Source organism: Mycobacterium florentinum (genome assembly GCF_010730355.1).
GTDB classification, from domain to species: Bacteria; Actinomycetota; Actinomycetes; order Mycobacteriales; family Mycobacteriaceae; genus Mycobacterium; species Mycobacterium florentinum.
The window spans coordinates 1,308,899-1,330,121 of record NZ_AP022576.1; the positions used below are offsets into that span (position 1 = coordinate 1,308,899).

20 protein-coding genes are annotated in these 21,223 nt (G+C 69.2%); 5 read left to right on the plus strand and 15 right to left on the minus strand.

Translation table 11 applies throughout. The features are described 5' to 3' along the window. Nucleotides 1-11: 11 nt before the first annotated feature. The 4 genes from G6N55_RS06050 to G6N55_RS06065 all read right to left on the minus strand — a co-directional run bounded on the left by G6N55_RS06050 (nt 12) and on the right by G6N55_RS06065 (nt 2,797). Entirely contained in the window at nt 12-398 is a 387-nt protein-coding gene (locus G6N55_RS06050; protein WP_085221957.1) for an antitermination protein NusB, read from the minus strand. Continuing rightward, on the minus strand, nt 395-913 hold the full coding sequence (gene nusB / locus G6N55_RS06055) for a transcription antitermination factor NusB (RefSeq protein ID WP_085221956.1): 519 nt from the start codon (nt 911-913) through the stop codon (nt 395-397). The genes G6N55_RS06050 and nusB overlap by 4 nt, the downstream gene beginning before the upstream one ends. Before the next feature lie 2 nt (nt 914-915). Then, entirely contained in the window at nt 916-1,479 is a 564-nt protein-coding gene (gene efp, locus G6N55_RS06060) for an elongation factor P (RefSeq protein ID WP_085221955.1), read from the minus strand. A gap of 199 nt (nt 1,480-1,678) precedes the next feature. Beyond that, nucleotides 1,679-2,797 (minus strand): M24 family metallopeptidase, encoded by a 1,119-nt coding sequence (locus G6N55_RS06065; protein ID WP_085221954.1) that lies wholly within the window; start codon nt 2,795-2,797, stop codon nt 1,679-1,681. 33 nt (nt 2,798-2,830) lie between these two features. On the opposite strand from G6N55_RS06065, the gene G6N55_RS06070 reads away from it, so the two are divergent. After that, nucleotides 2,831-3,556: a B-4DMT family transporter gene (locus G6N55_RS06070; protein ID WP_179968122.1), complete on the plus strand. Its 726-nt coding sequence runs from the start codon at nt 2,831-2,833 to the stop codon at nt 3,554-3,556. 3 nt (nt 3,557-3,559) lie between these two features. On the opposite strand, the gene aroQ is transcribed toward G6N55_RS06070, so the two are convergent. From aroQ to G6N55_RS06120, 10 genes are all read right to left on the minus strand, one after another. Continuing rightward, the gene (gene aroQ, locus G6N55_RS06075) at nt 3,560-4,000 is read right to left on the minus strand and encodes a type II 3-dehydroquinate dehydratase (protein WP_085221952.1); all 441 of its coding nucleotides are present in this window, start codon (nt 3,998-4,000) and stop codon (nt 3,560-3,562) included. Beyond that, nucleotides 3,997-5,085 carry a 3-dehydroquinate synthase gene (aroB, locus tag G6N55_RS06080; RefSeq protein WP_085221951.1) on the minus strand — a complete coding sequence of 363 codons (1,089 nt, stop codon included), beginning with the start codon at nt 5,083-5,085 and terminating at the stop codon, nt 3,997-3,999. The genes aroQ and aroB overlap by 4 nt, the downstream gene beginning before the upstream one ends. After that, nucleotides 5,082-5,633: a shikimate kinase gene (locus G6N55_RS06085; RefSeq protein WP_085221950.1), complete on the minus strand. Its 552-nt coding sequence runs from the start codon at nt 5,631-5,633 to the stop codon at nt 5,082-5,084. The genes aroB and G6N55_RS06085 overlap by 4 nt, the downstream gene beginning before the upstream one ends. A 7-nt stretch (nt 5,634-5,640) precedes the next feature. Next, nucleotides 5,641-6,852 carry a chorismate synthase gene (gene aroC / locus G6N55_RS06090; RefSeq protein ID WP_085222016.1) on the minus strand — a complete coding sequence of 404 codons (1,212 nt, stop codon included), beginning with the start codon at nt 6,850-6,852 and terminating at the stop codon, nt 5,641-5,643. Nucleotides 6,853-7,005: 153 nt separating this feature from the next. Beyond that, nucleotides 7,006-7,413: a prepilin peptidase gene (locus G6N55_RS06095; RefSeq protein ID WP_085221949.1), complete on the minus strand. Its 408-nt coding sequence runs from the start codon at nt 7,411-7,413 to the stop codon at nt 7,006-7,008. A gap of 10 nt (nt 7,414-7,423) precedes the next feature. After that, the gene (locus G6N55_RS06100) at nt 7,424-8,263 is read right to left on the minus strand and encodes a shikimate dehydrogenase (protein WP_085221948.1); all 840 of its coding nucleotides are present in this window, start codon (nt 8,261-8,263) and stop codon (nt 7,424-7,426) included. After that, nucleotides 8,238-9,485 carry an endolytic transglycosylase MltG gene (locus G6N55_RS06105; RefSeq protein ID WP_085221947.1) on the minus strand — a complete coding sequence of 416 codons (1,248 nt, stop codon included), beginning with the start codon at nt 9,483-9,485 and terminating at the stop codon, nt 8,238-8,240. The genes G6N55_RS06100 and G6N55_RS06105 overlap by 26 nt, the downstream gene beginning before the upstream one ends. Next, a complete protein-coding gene (gene ruvX, locus G6N55_RS06110; RefSeq protein ID WP_085221946.1) occupies nt 9,475-10,020 on the minus strand; it encodes a Holliday junction resolvase RuvX in 546 nt (181 codons plus the stop codon). Before ruvX ends, G6N55_RS06105 begins: the two co-directional genes overlap by 11 nt. Continuing rightward, nucleotides 10,021-12,726, minus strand: a complete 2,706-nt coding sequence (alaS, locus tag G6N55_RS06115) for an alanine--tRNA ligase (RefSeq protein ID WP_085221945.1) — start codon at nt 12,724-12,726, stop codon at nt 10,021-10,023. A gap of 89 nt (nt 12,727-12,815) precedes the next feature. Beyond that, nucleotides 12,816-13,205, minus strand: coding sequence for a secondary thiamine-phosphate synthase enzyme YjbQ (locus G6N55_RS06120; RefSeq protein ID WP_179968171.1), 390 nt, complete (start codon nt 13,203-13,205; stop codon nt 12,816-12,818). A 195-nt stretch (nt 13,206-13,400) separates the two neighbouring features. Between G6N55_RS06120 and G6N55_RS06125 the strand changes: the two genes are divergently transcribed. Then, nucleotides 13,401-14,024: a hypothetical protein gene (locus G6N55_RS06125; RefSeq protein ID WP_085221943.1), complete on the plus strand. Its 624-nt coding sequence runs from the start codon at nt 13,401-13,403 to the stop codon at nt 14,022-14,024. A gap of 1 nt (nt 14,025) precedes the next feature. Here the strand turns inward: G6N55_RS06125 and G6N55_RS06130 are convergent, their stop codons facing one another. Further along, on the minus strand, nt 14,026-15,381 hold the full coding sequence (locus G6N55_RS06130) for a replication-associated recombination protein A (protein ID WP_085221942.1): 1,356 nt from the start codon (nt 15,379-15,381) through the stop codon (nt 14,026-14,028). Nucleotides 15,382-15,560: 179 nt separating this feature from the next. On the opposite strand from G6N55_RS06130, the gene G6N55_RS06135 reads away from it, so the two are divergent. The 3 genes from G6N55_RS06135 (at nt 15,561) to G6N55_RS06145 (ending at nt 21,206) form a co-directional block, all read left to right on the plus strand. Further along, complete coding sequence (locus tag G6N55_RS06135) at nt 15,561-16,703, plus strand: DUF2189 domain-containing protein (RefSeq protein ID WP_163667187.1); 1,143 nt, start codon at nt 15,561-15,563, stop codon at nt 16,701-16,703. Nucleotides 16,704-16,817: 114 nt separating this feature from the next. Further along, entirely contained in the window at nt 16,818-17,819 is a 1,002-nt protein-coding gene (locus G6N55_RS06140; protein ID WP_163667190.1) for a hypothetical protein, read from the plus strand. 66 nt (nt 17,820-17,885) lie between these two features. Further along, the gene (locus tag G6N55_RS06145) at nt 17,886-21,206 is read left to right on the plus strand and encodes a transglutaminase family protein (RefSeq protein ID WP_085226984.1); all 3,321 of its coding nucleotides are present in this window, start codon (nt 17,886-17,888) and stop codon (nt 21,204-21,206) included. The last annotated feature ends 17 nt before the right edge of the window (nt 21,207-21,223 follow it).

A 21,223-nucleotide genomic window follows, 5' to 3' on the forward strand; every position in this document is an offset into this window, starting at 1 on the left:
CACCGGATCGGTCAGCGCTCGGTGTCGTCGCCGTCGACCACGCGGCGCCCGCCGCGGCTGCCGTCCATCCACCGCAGCATCGGCAGCTCCCGCCCGCGCGCCGGCAGCTCGGTGACGTCGGTGAGCGAGCGCACCACGGCCTGCGTCAGGCCCATCAGAGCGGCCATCACCGGTAGCAGCGGCTGCAGAGGCCTGGCCGCCGACCGCACCGTGCTGATGCGGCGAGCGACGATCAGCCGCTCGATCGAGTGATACAGCCAGGCGCCCACACCCAGCGCATAGATCGACAGCGCCGCGGCGACGATGGTGAGTCCGTACGCGGCGCAGATCACGGCGCCCAGCACCACCGTCGCGGCCAGGAAGACAGCGAGGTAGGCGCGGAGCTCCAGTCGGGTCATGACGGCGGTTCGGGGTTCTCCGGTGTCGGGGCCGCGACCGTTGCGGCTCGGACGGCCTTGGCGGCGGCCCGGATCTGCGGCGTTACCAGCATGACCTGGCCGAGGACCCCGTTGACGAACCCCGGTGACTCGTCGGTGGACAACTCCTTGGCCAGCTGCACGGCCTCATCGACCGCGACCGCCTCCGGCACGTCGTCGGCATAGAGCAGCTCCCACACCGCGACGCGCAGGATCGCGCGGTCGACCGCCGGCAGCCGGTCCAGTGTCCAACCCTGCAGGTGACTGCTGATCAGGTCGTCGATGTGGGCGAATTGATCGCCGACGCCGTACGCCACCGCGATCGTGTACGGGTGCAGTGCCTTGACGTCGGGGTTGGCCTGGGCCAACTCAACGCGCACGTCGGCCACCTCGATCGGGCTCAGGCCGCGGGCCTCGGCCTCGAACAACAAATCCACCGCACGCTTACGGGCGTGATGGCGTCCCTTGGTGGGCCTCGGCGATTTACCGTCCGGCATGGTCAGGCGTTGACCCGACCCAGGTAGCTGCCGTCGCGGGAATCCACCTTCAGCTTGTCGCCCGTGTTGATGAACAACGGCACCTGCAGTTCGGCGCCGGTCTCCACGGTCGCGGGCTTGGTGCCGGCGCTGGACCGGTCGCCCTGCAGGCCCGGCTCGGTGTGGGTGACCACGAGTTCGACCGAGACCGGCAACTCGAGGTACAGCGGTGCCCCATTGTGGAAGGCCACCTGCACCGGCAGGCCCTCCAGCAGGAACCGGGCGGCGTCGCCGACCAGCGATTCCGGCAGCGGATGCTGTTCGTAGTCCTGGCTGTCCATGAACACGAAATCCGAGCCGTCCCGGTACAGGTAGGTGGCGTCGCGGCGGTCGACGGTGGCGGTATCCACCTTCACGCCGGCGTTGTACGTCTTGTCGACGACCTTGCCCGAGAGCACGTTCTTCAGCTTGGTACGTACGAAGGCCGGGCCTTTACCCGGTTTGACGTGCTGAAACTCGGTGATCTGCCAGAGCTGGCCGTCGATCACCAGCACCAGTCCGTTCTTGAAGTCGGCAGTCGATGCCACGGTCGCTCTATCTCCTACAGGATGGCCAAATTTTCAGGGCGTTTTCCAAGGCCGGGCAGGTGCCCGGCAGCGGGTTCTACCGCAGACGGTGCGCGCAGAACAGCACCGGATGCAGCTTACCCGCGCCCCGGTCCCGCACTCACCACGCCGCTAACGGAGCTGCCCGACCGTTCACGGAGACGTCGGGGCGTCGCTCCAGCTACGTCAGAATGGCCAGTTCCTTGGGGAACCGAGTCAGCAGCTCGGCGGTCTGCCCGCCGGCTTCCGACGCCTCGCCGGCGACCACCAGGGTGTCCTCGATGCGGACACCGCCGCGGCCCGGCAGGTAGACGCCCGGCTCCACCGTCACGACCGAACCGGCCAGCAATGTCCCGCACGAGGTGGCACCGATTCCCGGCGCTTCGTGGATCTGCAGGCCCACCCCATGCCCCAAACCATGGCTGAACTGCTCGCCGTAACCCGCGTCGGCGATCACCCGGCGCGCGGCGCCGTCCACCTCACGCAGGTCGGCGCCCGGCCGCAGCGCCTCCCGGCCGGCCCGCTGCGACTCGGCGACCAGCTGGTAGATCTCCAGCTGCCAGTCGGCGGCCTTGCCCAGCACGAACGTGCGGGTCATGTCGGAGTGGTAGCCGCCGACCAGCGCGCCGAAGTCGATCTTGACGAAGTCACCGTCGGCGAGGACCGCGTCGGTCGGGCGGTGGTGCGGGATCGCCGAATTCGGTCCGGCGGCCACGATCGTCTCGAACGAAATCGCGTCGGCACCGTGGTCGAGCATCAGGCCCTCGAGCTCGCGGCTGACCTCGCGTTCGGTTCGGCCGGGCCGCAGACCGCCGCGCGCGACCAGGTCTTTCAGGGCGGCGTCGGCGGCCTCGCAGGCCAATCGCAGCAGCGCCACCTCACCGGCGTCCTTGATCTCGCGCAGCGCTTCGACCGTTCCGGCGGCCCGCACCAGCTCCGTCTTCCCGCCGTGCTCGCCCAGCTCGGCCTCCAGCACGTCGAATCCGTCCACCGTGACCACATTGCTTTCGAAGCCCAGCTTGGACACGCCCGCGTCGCCCGCCTGCCCCGCCAGGTAGCGCCCGACGGCCCGCTCGATGGCGACTTCGAGATCGGGCGCCTGCGCCGCGGCCTGGGTGCGGTAACGGCCGTCGGTGGCCAAAATGGCTTCACGATCGTCGGCAAAGACCAGCAACGCGCCGTTGGATCCGGAGAAACCTGACAGATAGCGCACGTTAATCAGGTCCGTGACCAGCATCGCGTCCAACCCGCTGGCACCGATCCGGCTTTTTAGATTGTCTCGACGCTGGGAATGTGTCACGACTCACGACGGTACTCGCTACGCTGATTGGCCATGAGTAACTGGATGCTGCGTGGATTGGCGTTCGCTGGACTGATGGTTGTCGTCCGGCTGGTCCAGGGGGCGATCATCAACGCGTGGCAGACGCAGGCGGGATTGATCAGTGTTGTACTGCTTCTGCTGTTCATCATCGGCGTAGCCGTATGGGGGGTGCTGGACGGCCGGGCCGACGCGAAAGCCAACGCGGATCCTGATCGTCGAGCGGACCTGGCGATGACCTGGCTGTTGGCCGGGCTGTTGGCCGGGATTCTGAGCGGGGCCGTGTCCTGGCTCGTCGCGCTGTTCTACAAGGGCCTCTACACCGGGGGGCTGATCAACGAGGTGACGACGTTCGCGGCGTTCACCGCGCTCTGCGTCTTCCTGCCCGGGATCGTCGGGGTGGCCGTCGGTCGCTGGCGGGTGGACCGCAATCCCCCGCCGGACCGGCCGGGCGGGCCGGACGAGGAGCGGGCTGACACCGACGTGTTCACCGCCGCCAGTGCCGACGAGGCGCCGACCGGTGAGGTGCCGGTGCAGCATCCCGGGGCGCACGCGGCGGCGCAGCCGTCGGCGGTGGCCACCGCCGAACGGGACGCGCCCACCGAGACCATCCCGACTCGTGCGGACGACGCCAAAACCGAAACGATCTCGACTCGTGCCGATGACGCCAAGACCGAGGTGATCCGCACCGATGAGCCGGGTTCGGAATGGCCGAGCTCGCAGTGGGGAAAGAAGGACTAGCCGCTAGTCCTGATTCGTCTCGGCCAGGTAGCGCAGGGCCAGCAGATAGCCCTGGACGCCCAGCCCGACGATCACTCCGGTCGCGACCGGGCTGAGATATGAGTGACGCCGAAACTCTTCGCGCGCATGCACATTGGAGATGTGCACCTCGATCAGCGGGGCGCGCAGTTCGGCGCACGCATCGCGCAGCGCCACCGATGTATGAGTCAGGCCGCCGGCGTTGAGTATCACCGGCTCCCCCGCGTCGGCGGCCGCGTGAATCCAGTCCAGCAATTCGGATTCGTTATCACTTTGCCGCACAACAGCTTTGAGCCCAAGCCCGGAGGCCTCGCGTTCGATCAGCGCCGCCAGCTGGTCGTGCGTGGTGTCGCCGTAGACCTCGGGCTCGCGCCGGCCCAGCCGGCCCAGGTTGGGGCCGTTGATGACGTTGACTGTCGTGGTCATGGCGCACAGACTCCCGCGTAGGCCGTCACCAGCAGGCCCGGGTCCGGTCCCACCAAGCGGCCGGGCTTGGCCAGGCCGTCGAGAACCACGAACCGCAGCACACCGGCGCGCGATTTCTTGTCTCCCGCCATGTATTCCAGCAGCTGGGGCAGCGCGTCGGGGTCGTAGCTGACCGGCAGGCCCAGCGAGGTCAGGATGGCGCGGTGCCGCGCGGCGGTGTCGTCGTCGAGCCGGCCGGTGAGCCGGGCGAGCTCGGCAACGAACACCAGGCCCACCGATACCGCGGCACCGTGGCGCCACTGGTAGCGCTCCCGACGTTCGATGGCGTGCGCCAAAGTGTGCCCGTAGTTGAGGATTTCGCGCAGCTCGGATTCTTTTTCGTCGGCGGCGACCACCTCGGCCTTGACGGCGATCGCGCGCCGGATCAGCTCCGGCATCACCTCACCCTTGGGATCCAGCGCCGCCTGCGAGTCGGCTTCGATGAGGTCGAGGATCACCGGATCGGCGATGAACCCGGCCTTCACCACCTCGGCCATCCCGGCCACGATCTCGTTGTGCGGCAACGTTTCCAGCGTGGCCAGGTCGACCAGAACCGCGAGCGGCTGATGGAAGGCACCGACCAGATTCTTGCCCGCATCGGTGTTGATGCCGGTCTTGCCGCCGACCGCGGCGTCGACCATACCCAGCAGCGTGGTCGGAACATGCACGATCGAGACGCCGCGCAGCCAGGTGGCCGCGGCGAAGCCGGCGACGTCCGTGGCCGCGCCGCCGCCGAGGCTGACCAGCGCGTCCTTGCGGTCAATTCCGATGCGGCCCAATACTTCCCAGATGAAGCCGACGACCGGCAATTCTTTTCCGGCTTCGGCGTCCGGGATCTCGATGCGGTGCGCGTCGACGCCCTTGTCGACCAGGTAGCTGCGGATCGCCTCGGCGGTCTGCGCCAATACCGGTTGATGGAGGATCGCGACGCGGTGGCGGTCGCCGAGCAGCTCGCCCAGCTCGGTGAGCAATCCGGTGCCGATCACCACCGGGTACGGCGGGTCGACGGCCACCTGTACGGTGACCGGTGGGGTGGGTTCTGTCATGTGGTTGCCTCGGCGCCGGGCGTGACCGGCTGTTGGGTGGTTTGCAGGGGCAGCCGGGACATGATGTAGCGCACCACCGCCCCGGGATTGCGGCGGTTGGTGTCGACCCGGAGGGTCGCGACGCGCCGGTACAGCGGAGTTCGTTGCGCCATCAGGGCGCGGTATTTCTCGGCCCGGTCCCCGCCGGCCAGCAGCGGCCGGGCGGAGGTCCCGCCGGTGCGCCGCACGCCTTCTCGGGCGCCGATCTCCAGGAAGATGACGGTGTGCCCGGCCAGCGCCTCGCGCACCCCCGCCGTGGTGACCGCGCCGCCGCCGAGCGACACGACGCCGTCGTGGGTAGCCAGCGCCGTGCGCACCACGTCCTCCTCGATGCGGCGGAATTCCTGCTCCCCGTCGGTGGCGAAGATGTCGGCGATGGTGCGGCCCGTCTGCTGCTCGATCAGCACGTCGGTGTCGGCGTAGCCGACGCCCATCGCCTTGGCCAGCCGGCGCCCGATGGTCGACTTGCCCGAGCCGGGCAATCCGACCAGTACGGCCTTGGGGGTCACGGCGGGCCTACCCGGACGCCTGGGCGCGGGCGGCCGGTGCTTCGCGCTCGGCGACCGCGCGCTGGTAGGCCTCGATGTTGCGCCGGGTCTCGGCCAGCGAATCGCCGCCGAACTTGTCCAGCGCGGCCCGGGCCAGCACCAGCGCCACCATGGTCTCGACGACGACGCCGGCGGCCGGCACCGCGCACACGTCGGAGCGCTGGTGGATGGCGACGGCCTCGTCACCGGTGGCCATGTCGACGGTGGCCAGGGCCCGCGGCACGGTCGAGATCGGCTTCATCGCCGCCCGCACCCGCAGCACCTGGCCGTTGGTCATGCCGCCTTCCAGGCCGCCGGCCCTGTTGGTCGAGCGGATCACGCCGTCGGGACCCGGGTACATCTCGTCGTGGGCCTGGCTGCCGCGGCGGCGCGCGGTCGCAAAGCCGTCGCCGATCTCCACGCCCTTGATCGCCTGAATGCCCATCACGGCGGCCGCCAGCTGGCTGTCCAGGCGGTTGTCGCCGCTGGTGAACGAGCCGAGCCCGACCGGCAGGCCGAGCGCGACGACTTCCACCACGCCGCCGAGGGTGTCGCCGTCCTTCTTGGCGGCCTCGATCTCGGCGATCATCGCCTGCTCGGCGGTCTTGTCGAAGGCGCGCACCGGGCTGGCGTCGATCGCGTCCAGGTCGTCGGATCCGGGCGGTGGTCCGTCGTAGGGCTGCGACGGGCCGATCGCGATCACGTGGGAGAGCACCTCGACGCCGAGCGCCTGGCGCAGAAACGACCGGGCGACCGTGCCCGCCGCGACGCGGGCGGCGGTCTCGCGCGCGCTGGCGCGCTCGAGCACCGGGCGGGCGTCGTCGAAGCCGTATTTGAGCATGCCGGCGTAGTCGGCGTGTCCGGGCCGGGGCCGGGTGAGCGGCGCATTGCGCGCGATATCGGCCAGCTCGGCGGGGTCGACGGGGTCGGTGGCCATCACGGTTTCCCATTTCGGCCATTCGGTGTTGCCGATCTCGATGGCGATCGGCCCGCCCAGGGTCACGCCGTGGCGCACGCCGGCCAGCACGGTCACCGCGTCGCGTTCGAACTGCATGCGGGCGCCGCGGCCGTAACCGAGCCGGCGGCGGGCCAACTGGTCGCCGATTTCGGTCGAGGTGACCTCGACGCCGGCGACCATGCCTTCAACCACGGCTACCAACGCGCGGCCATGGGACTCCCCCGCGGTGATCCAACGCAACACGGGTGCCATTCTCCCATGGGGGCATGCATGGACTTAAATCCCCGCGACGCGTCAGAAGAAACTGCTCGCGGGCAGTTCCGCGCCGTTGACGGCGAGGTCGCCGAGCATCCGCGGACCGGCAACGATTTCCAGCGTCACAATTTTTGAGCGGGCTCAACCCAGCAGCACCGCGGCCGCGGTGGCCAGGCACATCGACGGACCGTGCGGCACCGCGCCGCGCAAAGCCACCCCGACCACGGCGGTCAGCAGCGGCGCGGCCAACGCCGCCAGAAACCACACCGCGATGCCGAAGCAGCCGGCCAGCGCGCCCAGGCCGATCGCCAGCTTCACATCGCCGGCTCCCATCCCGGCCGGCGCGATCAGATGCACGAGCAGATACAGCCCGGTCAATGCGGCGGCCCCGGCCACGGCGGGCACGCCGCGTCCGGCACACCAGGCGACCACCAGGATCACCGCGCCCCCGGGCAGCGTCAGCCGGTTGGGCAGTCTGCGGTGCCGGAGGTCGTAGCAGCTCAGCACCACCAGCCAGACCGCGACCACCGTCGCCGCCGTTGCCCGCACGCGCGGGACGCTAATCCAGGGCGGCCAAAGCGCAAGTCATCGCGTCGCGCGGCGCGGGCAACCCGGTGAATTGCTCCACCTGTGCGAAGGCCTGATGCAGCAGCATCTGCACACCGTTGATCGCCCGCCCACCCGCGGCGGCGACGGCGGCGGCCAGCGGGGTGGGCCAGGGGTCGTAGACGGCGTCTAGCAGCACCGGAATCATCGCGAAGGTGCGGGCGTAGCGCGCGGCGACCTCGGCCGGGATCGTGCTGACCAGTACCTCCGCGGCCGCCACCTCGGCGGCCAGGCCCCTGGCGTCGGGGTCGTCCAGCTCGCAGAACCGCGTCGGCACGCCGGCGCTCGCCCCCAGATCCACCAGCCGGGCCGCCTTGTCCGGGTTGCGCGCCACGACGGTGATGCCGCTGACGCCGAGCTGAGCCAAGCCCACCACGGCGGCGGGCGCGGTGCCGCCCGATCCACAGACCAGCGCCCATCCCGAGGCCGAGCCGATCGCCCCACTCACCCCGTCGATGTCGGTGTTGTCGGCCCGCCAGCCGCGGGGCGTGCGCACCAGCGTGTTGGCCGAACCCACCTGCTGTGCGCGTTCGGTGCGCTCGTCGGCGAAGTCCAGCGCGGCGAACTTGCCCGGCGCGGTCACCGATACCCCGACCCACTCCGGCCCGAATCCGCCGACGACGCCCGGCAGCTCCTCGGCACCGCACTCGATGCGCTCGTAGGTCCAGTCGTCCAGGCCCAGCGCGTGATAGGCCGCGAGGTGCAGTTGCGGTGATTTCGAATGCGCGATCGGCGACCCGAGGACGGCCGCTTTTCTCGGGCCCGGGCTAGCGGGGGGTGCTGTCGAGGACACCGTTGTGCTTAGCCAGCTCGATGTTGGCCAAATGCTGCTTGTAGTCCTTGGTGAACAGCGTGGTCCCCTGGGCGTCGATGGTGACGAAGTACAGCCAGTCACCGGGTTCGGGATGCTCGGCGGCACGCAACGCGTCGATGCCGGGCGAGCAGATCGCCGTGGCGGGCAGACCCGGGGAGACGTAGGTGTTCCACGGGGTCTTCTGGGCCCGGTCGGCGTCGCTGGTGGCCACCTCGCGGCGGTCCAGCGGATAGTTCACCGTCGAGTCGAACTCCAGCGTGTGGTGTGCGTTCAGGCGGTTGTAGATGACCTGCGCCACCTTCGCGAAGTCCTGCGAGTTGGATTCCTGCTGCACCAGCGAGGCCACCACCAGGATGTCGTACGGCGACAGCTTCATGGCCGCCGCGGTGTCCACCAGCCCGGACTGCATGTACGTCGCGGCCCCCGCGCTGATCAGGTTCGCCAGGATGTCCTGCGGCGCGGCCGAGGGGTCGACGTTGAACGTCCCGGGTGCGATCAGCCCCTCGAGGCGGCGGTGGTCGGTGCCCAGCTCGGTGACCGGCTGTACCGCCCAGGCCGGCACCGACAACACGTTGGGCGGGGTGTTGCCCGCGGCCGCGCGCAGGTCCTGCACCGAGATGCAGTGCTTGTTGCCGTCGAGTTCCACACACGAGGCGCGGGAGATCAGCGTCAGGATTCCCGGGTTGACCTTGTTGGTCTTCATGTCGGTGGTGTCGTCGAGCTGACGTCCCTCCGGAATGACCAGCTTGCCCACCCGGTTGCCGGGGTCGGTCAGCCGCTCGACCGCGGACGCCGCCGGGATTTCGGTGCGCATCCGATAGAAGCCGGGCTGGATCGAGTTGATCGCGGCGTTGCCGTGCGCGGCGTTGATGAAGGCCCGGACGGTCTTGATCACACCCTGGTTGAGCAGCGTCTCGCCGACTATCGTCGTCGAGTCGCCGGCCTGGATCTGAATCACGATGTCGCTCTTGCCGTCTCCGCTGTAGTCGTCGCCGGCGCCGAACACCGTGTGCCACATCTTGGAGCCGACGAACACCGCGGCCACCACGATCACGACGAGCACGCCTAACACGATGCGGCCGGTGAAACGGCGCCGCCGGCGTCCACGCTCGGCCTTGATCCGGGCCATCCGGCTGGTTCGCTGCCGGGGTGGACCGACCGCGGTCGGCTCGGCCCGTTCGTCGCGCGCGCTATCCACCATCGATGACATCCCCCGCCGCCTGGGCCCCGGGCTCGGCCACCGTGGCCCGGCGCTGGTCGAGCCAGCTCTGCAGGATCGCCACGGCCGCGGCCTGGTCGATCACCGCCCGCTGCTCCTTGCCCCGCACACCCGCCGCGCGCAGGGAACGCTGCGCGCTGACGGTGGTCAGTCGTTCGTCGGCGAGCCGCACCGGCGTGGGCGAAACCCGCCGGGCCAGCGCCTCGGCCAGCTCGATCGCGTCGAGCGCCGACGGCCCGGTGCGGTCGGCCAGCGTGCGGGGCAGTCCGACGACCACCTCGACTGCTTCGGTTTCGGCGACGAGCTCGGCCAGCCGGCGCAGGTGCTTGCCGGAGCGCTCCCGGCGCACCGTTTCGACCGGTGTGGCCAGAATGCCGTCGGGATCGCTGACGGCCACGCCGATGCGCACGCTGCCGACGTCGACGCCGAGGCTTCTCCCTGGTCGGCGGCCCCCGCCCGGATTGTCCTGGTTAGGGTCGCCGGGCCGGTCGGGCAAGCGATGCTGTGCCAACTCCACTCAGCCGACCCGCGCTATCCCGGCGATCTCGGAGCGGACCGCGTCCAGCGCCGCGTCGATGCCGGTCGGATTCTTGCCCGAGCCCTGCGCGAGGTCGGGCTTACCGCCGCCGCGGCCATCGACTGCCGCGGCGAGCTGTTTGACCAGTTCGTTGGCGCGCAGCCCGAGGTCTTGGGCGGCCGGATTGGCGGCGACGGCATACGGCACCGATTCGCCTTCACCCTCGGCGATCAGCGCGACCACCGCGGGATCGCTGCCCAGCTTGCCCCGGATGTCGCCGACCAGGGTGCGCAGATCACCCGCCGTCATCCCGCCCGACATCCGCTGCGCCACTACACGGACGTTACCGATCTGCTCCGCGCCGGCCGCCGCATTCGCCGCCGCGGCCAACGCGGCGGCCTGCCGGGCGCGTTCGAGTTCCTTCTCGGCGGCCTTGAGCCGCTCGACCAGATTAGCCACCCGCGCGGGCACCTCAACGGATGGCACCTTCAGCGACGACGCCAGCCCCGCCATCAGCGCGCGCTCCTTGGCCAGGTGCCGGAACGAGTCGAGCCCGACGTAGGCCTCCACCCGGCGCACCCCGGAGCCGACCGACGATTCGCCCAGGATTGTCACCGGGCCGATCTGCGCCGAGTTGTGCACATGCGTCCCGCCGCACAGCTCCAGCGAGAACGGCCCGCCGATCTCCACCACCCGCACTTCGTCCGGGTAGGCCTCGCCGAACATCGCCATCGCACCCATCGCCTTGGCCTTGTCGAGCTGCTCGTGGAACGTGTGCACTTCGAAGTCGGCCTGCACGGCCTCGTTGGTCACTTCCTCGACCTGGGTGCGCTGCTCGTCGGACAGCGGGCCCTGCCAGTTGAAGTCGAAGCGCAGGTATCCCGGACGGTTCAGCGATCCGGCCTGAACAGCGTTGGGGCCCAACACTTGTCGCAGTGCGGCATGCACCATGTGGGTACCCGAGTGCCCCTGGGTGGCACCCCTGCGCCAGCCCGGGTCCACCGCCGCGACGACGGTGTCGCCCTCCACGAATTCACCGGACTCGACGTTAACCCGATGCGCGAACAAGGTTTTGGCGATCTTCTGCACATCGGTGACCGCGGCACGTGCGCTCTCGCCGGCACCGGTCCCGCTGATGGTGCCGACGTCGGCGATCTGGCCACCCGACTCGGCGTAGAGCGGCGTGCGGTCCAAGATCAGCTCCACGCGATCGGCGCCGACGGCGTCGCCGTGCGACACGACCGGAACCCGCTTGCCGTCGACGAAGATGCCCAGAATCCTTGCCTCGGATGTCAACTCGTCGAAGCCGGTGAACTCGGTGGGGCCGGCGTCGACCAGCTCCCGGTACGCGGTGAGGTCCTCGTGCGCGTGCTTGCGGGCAGCGGCATCGGCCTTGGCGCGCCGGCGCTGCTCGGCCATGAGCTCGCGGAAGCCGGCCTCGTCGACCTGCAGGCCGGCCTCGGCCGCCATCTCGAGGGTGAGCTCGATCGGGAAGCCGTAGGTGTCGTGCAGGGTGAAGGCGTCCGAACCCGAAACCACCTTGGCCCCAGCGGCTTTGGTGGTACCGGCCACCTCGTCGAACAACTTCGAGCCTGACGCCAGGGTGCGGTTGAACGCGGTCTCCTCGGCGACGGCGATGCGCTTGATCCGGTCGAAATCGGCGACGAGTTCGGGATACGACGGGCCCATCGCGTCGCGCACGGTGGTCATCAGGTCGCCGACGATCGGGCCGTCGATGCCCAGCAGCTTGGCCGAGCGGATCACCCGGCGCAGCAGCCGGCGCAGCACGTAGCCGCGGCCGTCGTTGCCTGGGCTCACGCCGTCACCGATCAGGATCGCGGCGGTGCGGCTGTGGTCGGCGATCACGCGGTAGCGCACATCGTCGTCGTGGTTGCCGGCGTCATAACCGCGCGGTGCGCGCTCGGCCACCATGTCGATGACCGGACGCAGCAGGTCGGTTTCGTACACGTTGTGCACGCCCTGCAGGATGAACGCGACCCGCTCCACACCCATGCCGGTGTCGATGTTCTTGCGCGGCAACGGCCCAAGGATCTCGAAGTCTTCCTTGCTGGTTCCCTCGCCGCGCTCGTTCTGCATGAACACGAGGTTCCAGATCTCGATGTAGCGGTCCTCGTTGGCGATCGGGCCGCCCCCGATCCCGAATTCCGGGCCGCGGTCGTAGTAGATCTCCGACGACGGGCCGCATGGTCCGGGGATGCCCATCGACCAGTAGTTGTCGGCCATGCCCCGGCGCTGAATCCGCTCGGCGGGCAGGTTCGCGATCTCCCGCCACAGATCGGCCGCCTCGTCGTCATCGAGATAGATTGTGGCCCAAAGCCTTTCCGGGTCCAGGCCGTAGCCTCCCTCGGAGACGCTGTTGGTCAGCAGGTCCCACGCCAACGCGATGGCCTCGCGCTTGAAGTAGTCGCCGAACGAGAAGTTGCCGGCCATCTGGAAGAAGGTGTTGTGCCGGGTGGTGATGCCCACCTCGTCGATATCCGGCGTGCGGATGCACTTCTGGATGCTGGTGGCCGTCAGGTACGGCGGTGTGCGGGCGCCCAGGAAGAACGGCACGAACTGGACCATGCCGGCGTTGACAAACAGGAGGTTGGGGTCGTCGAGGATCACCGATGCGCTCGGCACCTCGGTGTGACCCGCCTTCACGAAGTGATCAAGAAATCTTTTCCTGATCTCGTGTGTCTGCACTCTTTTTCGCTTCTTCCTATAAAAGGCTGTCTAACGACGCGTTTCGACCGCTCACAGTACCGGGCCGGGCGCCGTCGGTTACCCGGCAGCTAACCCTCCAAAAAGCTCAACCGCACCGAGCGCCGCGGGTTGTCCCGATTGAGGTCGACCAGGACGACGCTTTGCCAGGTGCCCAGCTGCGGCTCGCCGGCCGCGACCGGCAGCGTCACCGACGGCGAGACGATCGCCGGCAACACGTGGTCGGCGCCGTGCCCGGCCGAGCCGTGCGCGTGCCGGTAGCGGTCGTCGCGCGGCAACAGCCGTTCCAGCGTCTCCACCAGGTCGTCGTCGGAACCGGCACCGGTCTCGATGATCGCGACCCCGGCCGTCGCATGCGGGACGAACACGTTGCACAGGCCATCCCCACATGAGAAGCAAAACCTGCGCACCGCGTCGGTCAGATCCACGATGCGACGACTGGTGGTGTCGACATCGAACACATCGGTATGCATCCGATCAAGCGTACGGCGCGACCGCGCTGACCAGCCAATCGTCTGTGAGCGCGGCCACACGGCGCGGACACGCCACCACCACGCCGCAAAGCCATTGCCAGGAGGTAAGCGCTAGGAGGAAGGTATTTGGTGGGACCGGTGGCGCTACCGGGGGCGCTGCCCCGAACTAGTTAGGGAGCCATCGTGTACGCACGCTCTTTCACCATCGAGGGGCAACCCTTGTCCGTCGACATCGGAATCGCCCACGTTCGCGATGTCGTGATGTCAGAAATGCAGGAGATCGACGGCTATGTCGGTCTGTCGCTGCTGGTCGATCGGCAGTCAGGCCGCTGTATCGCCACCAGCTCCTGGGAATCCATTGCGGCGATGCGCGCCAGCGCCGAGCGGGTGGCGATCATCCGCGACCACGTCGCGTTGATGTTCGACGGCAGCGCCAGCGTCGAGGAGTGGCACATCGCGTCCCTGCACCGCCGCCACCGCTCGCCCGAGGGTGCGTTCGTGCGCGCCACCTGGCTCAAGGTGGTGCCCGATCAGCTCGAGCGGTCCATGGACTTCTACCGCATGGCGGTGCTTCCGGAGATGGAGAGTCTCGAGGGGTTCACCAGCGCCAGCCTGATGATCGACCATCCCGCCGGCCGGCGCGCGGTGTCGTGCTCGACGTTCGACAGCCAGGAGGCGATGGCCCGAAACAGCGACGAGGCCAGCGAATTGCGCAGCAGGCGGGCGCGTGACCTGGGCGCCGAGATCGTCGACGTCGCCGAGTTCGAGCTGGCGATCGCGCGGCTGCGGGTGCCCGAGCTGGTCTGAACTAGCCGCGTCTGCGGCGGATGATCGCGCGCAGTCGCTCGAGCCGTGTGGTGATCTCGCGCTCGACACCGCGCCCGGTCGGCCGATAGTAGTCGACGTCCGTCAGCTCGTCCGGCGGATATTGTTGCGCGACAACACCATCCGGGTGGTCGTGGGCGTACTTGTAGCCCTGCGCGTTGCCCAGGGCGGCCGCTCCCGAGTAGTGGCCGTCGCGCAGATGCGCCGGCACCAGACCCGCCTTGCCCGCCTTGATGTCGTTCATCGCCGCGGCCAGTGCGGTGGTCACCGCGTTCGACTTCGGCGCGGTGGCCAGGTGAATCGTGGCGTGCGCCAACGTCAATTGCGCCTCGGGCATGCCGATCAGCGCCACCGTCTGCGCCGCGGCGACCGCGATCTGCAGCGCCGTCGGGTCGGCCATGCCGATGTCCTCGCTGGCCAGGATCATCAGCCGGCGGGCGATGAATCGCGGATCCTCCCCCGCGATGAGCATGCGGGCCAGATAGTGCAGCGCCGCGTCGACGTCGGAGCCGCGCATCGATTTGATGAACGCGCTGATGACGTCGTAGTGCTGATCGCCGTCGCGGTCGTAGCGCACGGCGGCCTTGTCCAGCGACTGCTCGACGGCCGCCACGGTCAGCTCGCCGCCGGCCGCAACGGTTTCGGCGGCGACCTCGAGCGCGGTCAGCGCACGGCGGGCATCGCCGGCGGCCAATTGCACCAGCAGGTCGACGGCCTCGGACTGCACGCCGATCTGACCGCCCAGGCCCCGCGGATCGTCGATCGCGCGCCGCACCACGGTGCGGATGTCGTCGGCCGTCAGCGGGCGCAGCTGCAGGATCAGCGACCGCGAGAGCAGCGGCGCCACCACCGAGAACGAGGGATTCTCGGTCGTCGCCGCCACCAGCAACACCACCCGGTTCTCCACGGCGGACAGCAACGCGTCCTGCTGGGTTTTGGAGAACCGGTGCACCTCGTCGATGAACAGCACCGTCTGCTCGCCGGAGAGCAGCGCCCGGCGCGCGTTGTCGATGACCGCCCGGACGTCTTTCACCCCTGCCGACAACGCCGACAGGGCCTCGAACCGGCGGCCGGTCGCCTGCGAGACCAGCGCGGCCAACGTCGTCTTGCCGCTGCCCGGCGGGCCGTACAGGATGGCCGAGGCCACCCCCGAGCCCTCGACCAGTCGGCGCAGCGGCGATCCGGGCGCCAGCAAGTGGTCCTGACCGACGACTTCGTCGAGCGACGCCGGGCGCATCCGCACCGCCAGCGGTGCGCCGGCCGAAACGCCCAGGGCGTCATTGGCCGTCCGCGATTCGCCGGGCAGGTCGAACAGACCGTCGGACACGGCTTCAGGCATACCACGCAGATCGGACAGGTACGCCCACCGGCGCCTGCGATGCCGTGCAGACCCCGAAACAGGTCCGAAACAAGCAAAGGTCAACCCTCGCTCCCCCGGCGCATATTTGCTAAGTTCCGGGTTGCCAAGTTCCGCGCGGGTGTCCCGCAAGCTATTCCGACAGCAAAGTAGGACGGCAAGTGAGCCAGCCCCCCGAACATCCAGGTGAACCGGCCGAGCCCTTCGACGGCGACCAGAACCCTCCGGGCTACTCGCCACCGCCCCGTCACGGCGCGCCGGGTGATGCCACACCGCCTCCGGGCTACGGAACACCGCCGCCCCCGCCACCCGGCTACGGCCCCCCGCCCGGACCTCCCCCCGGCAGCGCACCGCCACCCGGATATGGCGCGCCGCCTCCCGGCTACGCAGCGGCACCGCCACCCGGATATGGCGCGCCGCCTCCCGGCTACGCAGCGCCGCCGCCTCCCGGCTACGCAGCGCCGCCGCCCCCGGGCTACGGCGCGCCGCCGGCGGGTTACCCGCCGCCGGCCGGTTTCGGCCCCTACGCTCAGCCGGCCGCCCCGAAGTTCGACGCCACCGAGGCACTGAAGTGGTCGTGGGGCAAGTTCCAGCAGAACGCCGCGACACTGGTCGTTCCGGTCTTGGCCTACGTCGTGGTGATCACCGTCTTCGCCCTGATCGCCGCGCTTTTGCCGATGGCCTTCGGTGAGAGCACCAGCACCACGTACACCAACAGCTACGGCGAGACCACCAGTGGCGTCGACATCGCGTACGGCCCGGCGTCGATCGCGGTCATGATCGTCGGCTACATCCTGGTCTTCGTCGCCGCGATATTCATGCACGCCGGGTTGACGACCGGCGCCCTGGACATCGCCGACGGCAAGCCGGTGAGCATCGGAACGTTCTTCAAGCCCCGCAATCTCGGCCCGGTGTTCGTCGTCGCGCTGCTGATTGCGGCCGGCGTCGTGGTCGGATCGATCCTGTGCATCATCCCGGGCCTCATCTTCGCGTTCGTCACGTTGTTCGCCATCCCGTTCGTCGTCGACCGGTCGCTGTCACCGGTGGAGGCCATCAAGGCCAGCATCGCGATGACGCGGGCCAACATCGGCCCCGCGCTGCTGTCGTGGCTCGTGCAGTACGCGGTGGTGCTGGTCGGCGAATTGTTGTGCGGGGTGGGCATGATCGTCGCCATCCCGGTCGCGGCGCTGATCCAGATCTACACCTACCGCAAGCTTTCCGGCGGCCAGGTCGTTCCGCTGCAGCAGCCCGGTTACCAGCCGGGACCGCCCGCCGGGCCCCCGCCCGGGCAGCAGTTCGCCTAGCCGAGCCGATCGCCCGGCGCGAGAAATTCGGCGTGGTTCAATCCTCGCCACCCGACCATGCGTTTGTTAAGTTCCGGATTGCCAAGTTCGGCGCGTGCACGTTAGGACGGCAAAATGAGCCAGCCCCCGCAACATCCAGGTGAACCGGCCGAACCCTTCGGAGGCACCCCGAATCCGCCGGGGTATCCGCCGCCGCCCCCCGGTTACGGCGCGCCGCCCCCGCCGCCCCCGGGCTACGGCCCACCTCCGGGGAGCGCACCGCCACCCGGTTACGGGGCACCCCCTCCCGGCTACGGCCCGCCCCCCGGCTATGGCGCCCCACCCCCGGGCTATCCACCGCAGCCGGGTTTCAGCGGCCCGCCCAAACCGCAATTCAGCGTGGGCGACGCGTTCAGCTGGGCGTGGAACACCTTCACCAGGAACGCCGCCGCGCTGATCGTTCCCACGCTGGTCTACGGCCTGCTGTTCGCCGCGTCGTCCACCCTGAACTTCGTCGGCCAGAACATGACCGCGAACGTGACGCCCTACGACTCCTCCGACTACGACTTCGCCTTCTCGTCGAATCTCAGTCCCACCGGGATGGCGATCGTGGGCCTCGGCTATGTCGTCTCCTTGATCGTGACCGCATTCGCCCAAGCCGGGTTCCTGTCCGGATGCCTGGATCTCGCGGACGGCCGGCCGGTGAGCATCGGGTCCTTCTTCAAGCCACGCAACCTCGGCATGGCGTTTCTCGCCGCGATTCTGGTCAGCTTCGTCACCTCGGTCGGCTATGCCGCGTGCTTCGTTCCCGGCGTAGTCGTGGGGATCTTCACCCAGTTCGTCATCCTGTTCGTGGTCGACCGCTCGGAGAACGCCCTCAAGGGGTTCGCGTCGAGTTTCTCGCTGGTGGGCTCGAATTTCGCCAGCGCCCTGCTGGTCTGGCTGGTCACCATGGCGACGATCGTGGTCGGCGCGCTGGCCTGCGGCGTCGGCCTGCTGGTGGCGGCCCCCGTCGTGGCGCTGATCCTGACCTACGCCTACCGCAAGCTTTCGGGTGGTGAGGTCGCGGCGCCGCAACAGGCCGATTACCAGCCGGGACCGCCGGCCGGCCCGGCCCCGGGACCCCTTCCCACGTAACCAGTCCGGCTCCGCCGACCCGCGGCGCGCTGCGGCGCTGCGGCCCTTGTGATGAGATCAGCGGTTATGAGCATCAAAGTTGCGCTGGAGCATCGCACCAGCTACACCTTTGACCGGGGGGTCCAGGTTTTCCCGCACGTCGTGCGGTTGCGTCCGGCACCTCACTCGCGCACACCCATCGAGGCCTACTCGCTGCGCATCGAGCCCGCCGACCACTTCATCAACTGGCAGCAGGACGCGGTCGGCAATTTCCTTGCCCGGCTTGTGTTTCCGAACCCCATGCAGCAGCTGACCATCACCGTCGGCCTCATCGCCGACCTCAAGGTGATCAACCCGTTCGACTTCTTCATCGAGGACTGGGCCGAAACATGGCCCCCCGCTTCGGGGTTGATCTACCCCAAGGCGCTCGCCGAGGATCTCAAGCCCTATCTGCGGCCGGTCGACGAAGGCGCCGAGGGTTCGGGTCCCGGTGAGCTCGCACGGGCATGGGTGGAGAACTTCTCGGTGCCCGACGGCACCCGCACCATCGACTTCCTGGTCGCGCTCAACCACGCCGTCAATGCCGACGTGGCGTACAGCCTGCGCATGGAACCAGGGGTCCAGACACCGGATTTCACGTTGCGCACCGGCGTCGGATCGTGCCGGGATTCGGCCTGGCTGCTGGTATCGATCCTGCGCCAGCTCGGGCTGGCCGCCCGGTTCGTCTCCGGCTACCTGGTGCAGCTGGCCTCAGACGTCGAAGCGCTGGACGGCCCGTCCGGGCCGGCGGCGGATTTCACCGACCTGCACGCGTGGACCGAGGTGTACATCCCCGGCGCGGGCTGGATCGGGCTCGACCCCACGTCGGGGCTGTTCGCCGGGGAAGGCCACATCCCGCTGGCGGCCACGCCGCACCCCTCGGGCGCGGCACCGATCAGCGGCAGCACCGGCCCGTGTGAGACCACCCTGGAGTTCTCCAATACCGTCACCCGCATCCACGAGGATCCACGCGTGACGCTGCCCTACACCGACGCGGCGTGGGAGACCATCTGCGCGGTCGGGGCCGGGGTCGACGAACGGCTCGCCGCCGGTGATGTCCGGCTGACGGTCGGTGGCGAACCCACCTTCGTGTCGGTGGACAACCAGGTCGACGACGAGTGGAGGACCGCCGCCGACGGCCCGCATAAACGACAGCGCGCATCCGAGCTGGCCGCCCGGCTGAAGCGGGTGTGGGCCCCGCAGGGACTGATCCATCGCGGTCAGGGCCGGTGGTATCCGGGAGAGCCGTTGCCGCGCTGGCAAATTGGGCTCTACTGGCGCACCGACGGGCTGCCGCTGTGGACCGACGAATCGCTTTTGGCCGATCCCTGGGCAACAGAGGCGGTGGGGTCGAAAGCGGACAACGAGAACGCCTACAAGGTGCTCGCCGGAGTTGCCGAGAGCCTGGGATTGCCACTGTCCCAGGTGCGGCCCGCCTTCGAGGACCCGTTGGCCCGGCTCGCCGCGAAAGTCCGCCTGCCCAGCGGCGACGCGGTCGAGTCCGGCGACGACCTCACCGACGACGACGCCGCCGCCCGCGCCGCACTGCTTGCTCACCTCGACGAAACCACCACGACCCCAGCGGCATTCGTGCTGCCGCTGCACCGACGCGACGACGACCTCGGCTGGGCCAGCGCGAACTGGCAACTGCGCCGCGGCCGCGTCGTGCTGCTCGAGGGAGATTCACCCGCGGGGCTGCGGCTGCCGCTGGATTCGATCAGCTGGAAGCCGCCGCGGCCGACGTTCGTCGTCGATCCCCAGACCGTCGGCCCCGCGCTGTCGACGGAGTCGACCAGCGCGGAGGCTGTCGACTCCGATACGGCACCGCCCACCGCGATGGTCGCGCAGGCCCGCGACGGGCTGCTGTACCTGTTCCTCCCGCCCACCGAGGCACTCGAGCACTTCGTCGACCTGATCGCCCGCATCGAGGCCGCGGCGGCCACGAACCACAGCCCGGTCGTCATCGAGGGCTACGGCCCACCGCCGGACCCGCGGCTGCAGTCGACGACGATCACCCCCGACCCCGGCGTCATCGAAGTCAACATCGCGCCGACCGCCAGTTTCGACGAACAACGACAGCAGCTCGAAACCCTGTACGAGCAAGCCCGATTGGCCCGGTTGTCCACGGAGTCGTTCGACGTCGACGGCAGCCACGGCGGCACCGGCGGGGGCAACCACATCACGCTCGGCGGTGTCACGCCGGCCGACTCACCCCTGCTGCGCCGCCCGGATCTGCTGGTATCGCTGCTGACCTACTGGCAGCGGCACCCCTCGCTGTCGTATCTGTTCGCGGGCCGCTTCGTCGGCACCACCTCGCAGGCACCCCGGGTCGACGAGGGTCCCACCGAGGCGCTCTACGAGCTCGAGATCGCGTTCGCCGAGATCGCCCGGCTGTCGGCCGGCGGGGCCGCCAAGCCGTGGGTGACCGACCGCGCGCTGCGGCACCTGCTGACCGACATCACCGGCAACACCCATCGCGCCGAGTTCTGCATCGACAAGCTCTACAGCCCCGACAGCCCCCGCGGCCGGCTCGGGCTGCTGGAGCTGCGCGGGTTCGAGATGCCGCCGCACCTGCGGATGGCGATGGTGCAGTCGCTGCTGGTGCGCTCGCTGGTGGCCTGGTTCTGGGAAGAGCCGTTGCGCGCCCCGCTGATCCGCCACGGCACCAACCTGCACGGCCGATACCTGTTGCCGCACTTCCTGATTCATGACATCGCCGACGTCGCCGCGGACCTGCGCGCGCACGGCATCGGGTTCGAGACCAGCTGGCTGGATCCGTTCACCGAGTTCCGCTTCCCGCGCATCGGCACCGCCGTCTTCGACGGCGTCGAGATCGAGCTGCGCGGCGCGATCGAACCGTGGAACACCCTCGGCGAGGAGTCCACCGCCCAGGGCACCGCCCGCTACGTCGACTCGTCGGTCGAACGTCTGCAGATCCGCATCATCGGCGCCGACCGGCACCGCTACGTCGTGACGTGCAACGGCTACCCGGTGCCGCTGCTGGCCACCGACAACCCCGACATCCATGTGGGCGGGGTGCGGTACAAGGCGTGGCAGCCGCCCAGCGCGTTGCATCCGACGATCACCACCGACGTGCCGTTGCAGTTCGAGCTCGTCGATCTCACCTCGGGAACATCCCGCGGCGGCTGCACCTATCACGTCTCGCATCCGGGTGGCATGGCCTACGACGAGCCACCCGTCAACGCCGTTGCGGCCGAATCGCGCCGCGCCCGACGGTTCGAGGCGATCGGCTTCACCCCGGGCAAGCTGGACCTCTCCGACATCCGGGAGAAGCAGGCCAGGATATTCACCGATATCGGCGCGCCGGGCATTCTCGACCTGCGGCGCGTGCGTACCGTGCAGCAGTAATGGCGTCTTCGGAGAAC

Bases quoted from the DNA above. Each gene is read 5' to 3' on its own strand.
- G6N55_RS06130 (WP_085221942.1), bottom strand. From the start codon at position 15,381: ATGCCTGAAGCCGTGTCCGACGGTCTGTTCGACCTGCCCGGCGAATCG.
- G6N55_RS06070 (WP_179968122.1), top strand. From the start codon at position 2,831: ATGAGTAACTGGATGCTGCGTGGATTGGCGTTCGCTGGACTGATGGTT.
- nusB (WP_085221956.1), bottom strand. From the start codon at position 913: ATGCCGGACGGTAAATCGCCGAGGCCCACCAAGGGACGCCATCACGCC.
- G6N55_RS06145 (WP_085226984.1), top strand. From the start codon at position 17,886: ATGAGCATCAAAGTTGCGCTGGAGCATCGCACCAGCTACACCTTTGAC.
- aroB (WP_085221951.1), bottom strand. From the start codon at position 5,085: ATGACAGAACCCACCCCACCGGTCACCGTACAGGTGGCCGTCGACCCG.
- G6N55_RS06050 (WP_085221957.1), bottom strand. From the start codon at position 398: ATGACCCGACTGGAGCTCCGCGCCTACCTCGCTGTCTTCCTGGCCGCG.
- G6N55_RS06105 (WP_085221947.1), bottom strand. From the start codon at position 9,485: ATGGTGGATAGCGCGCGCGACGAACGGGCCGAGCCGACCGCGGTCGGT.
- G6N55_RS06140 (WP_163667190.1), top strand. From the start codon at position 16,818: ATGAGCCAGCCCCCGCAACATCCAGGTGAACCGGCCGAACCCTTCGGA.
- aroQ (WP_085221952.1), bottom strand. From the start codon at position 4,000: ATGACCACGACAGTCAACGTCATCAACGGCCCCAACCTGGGCCGGCTG.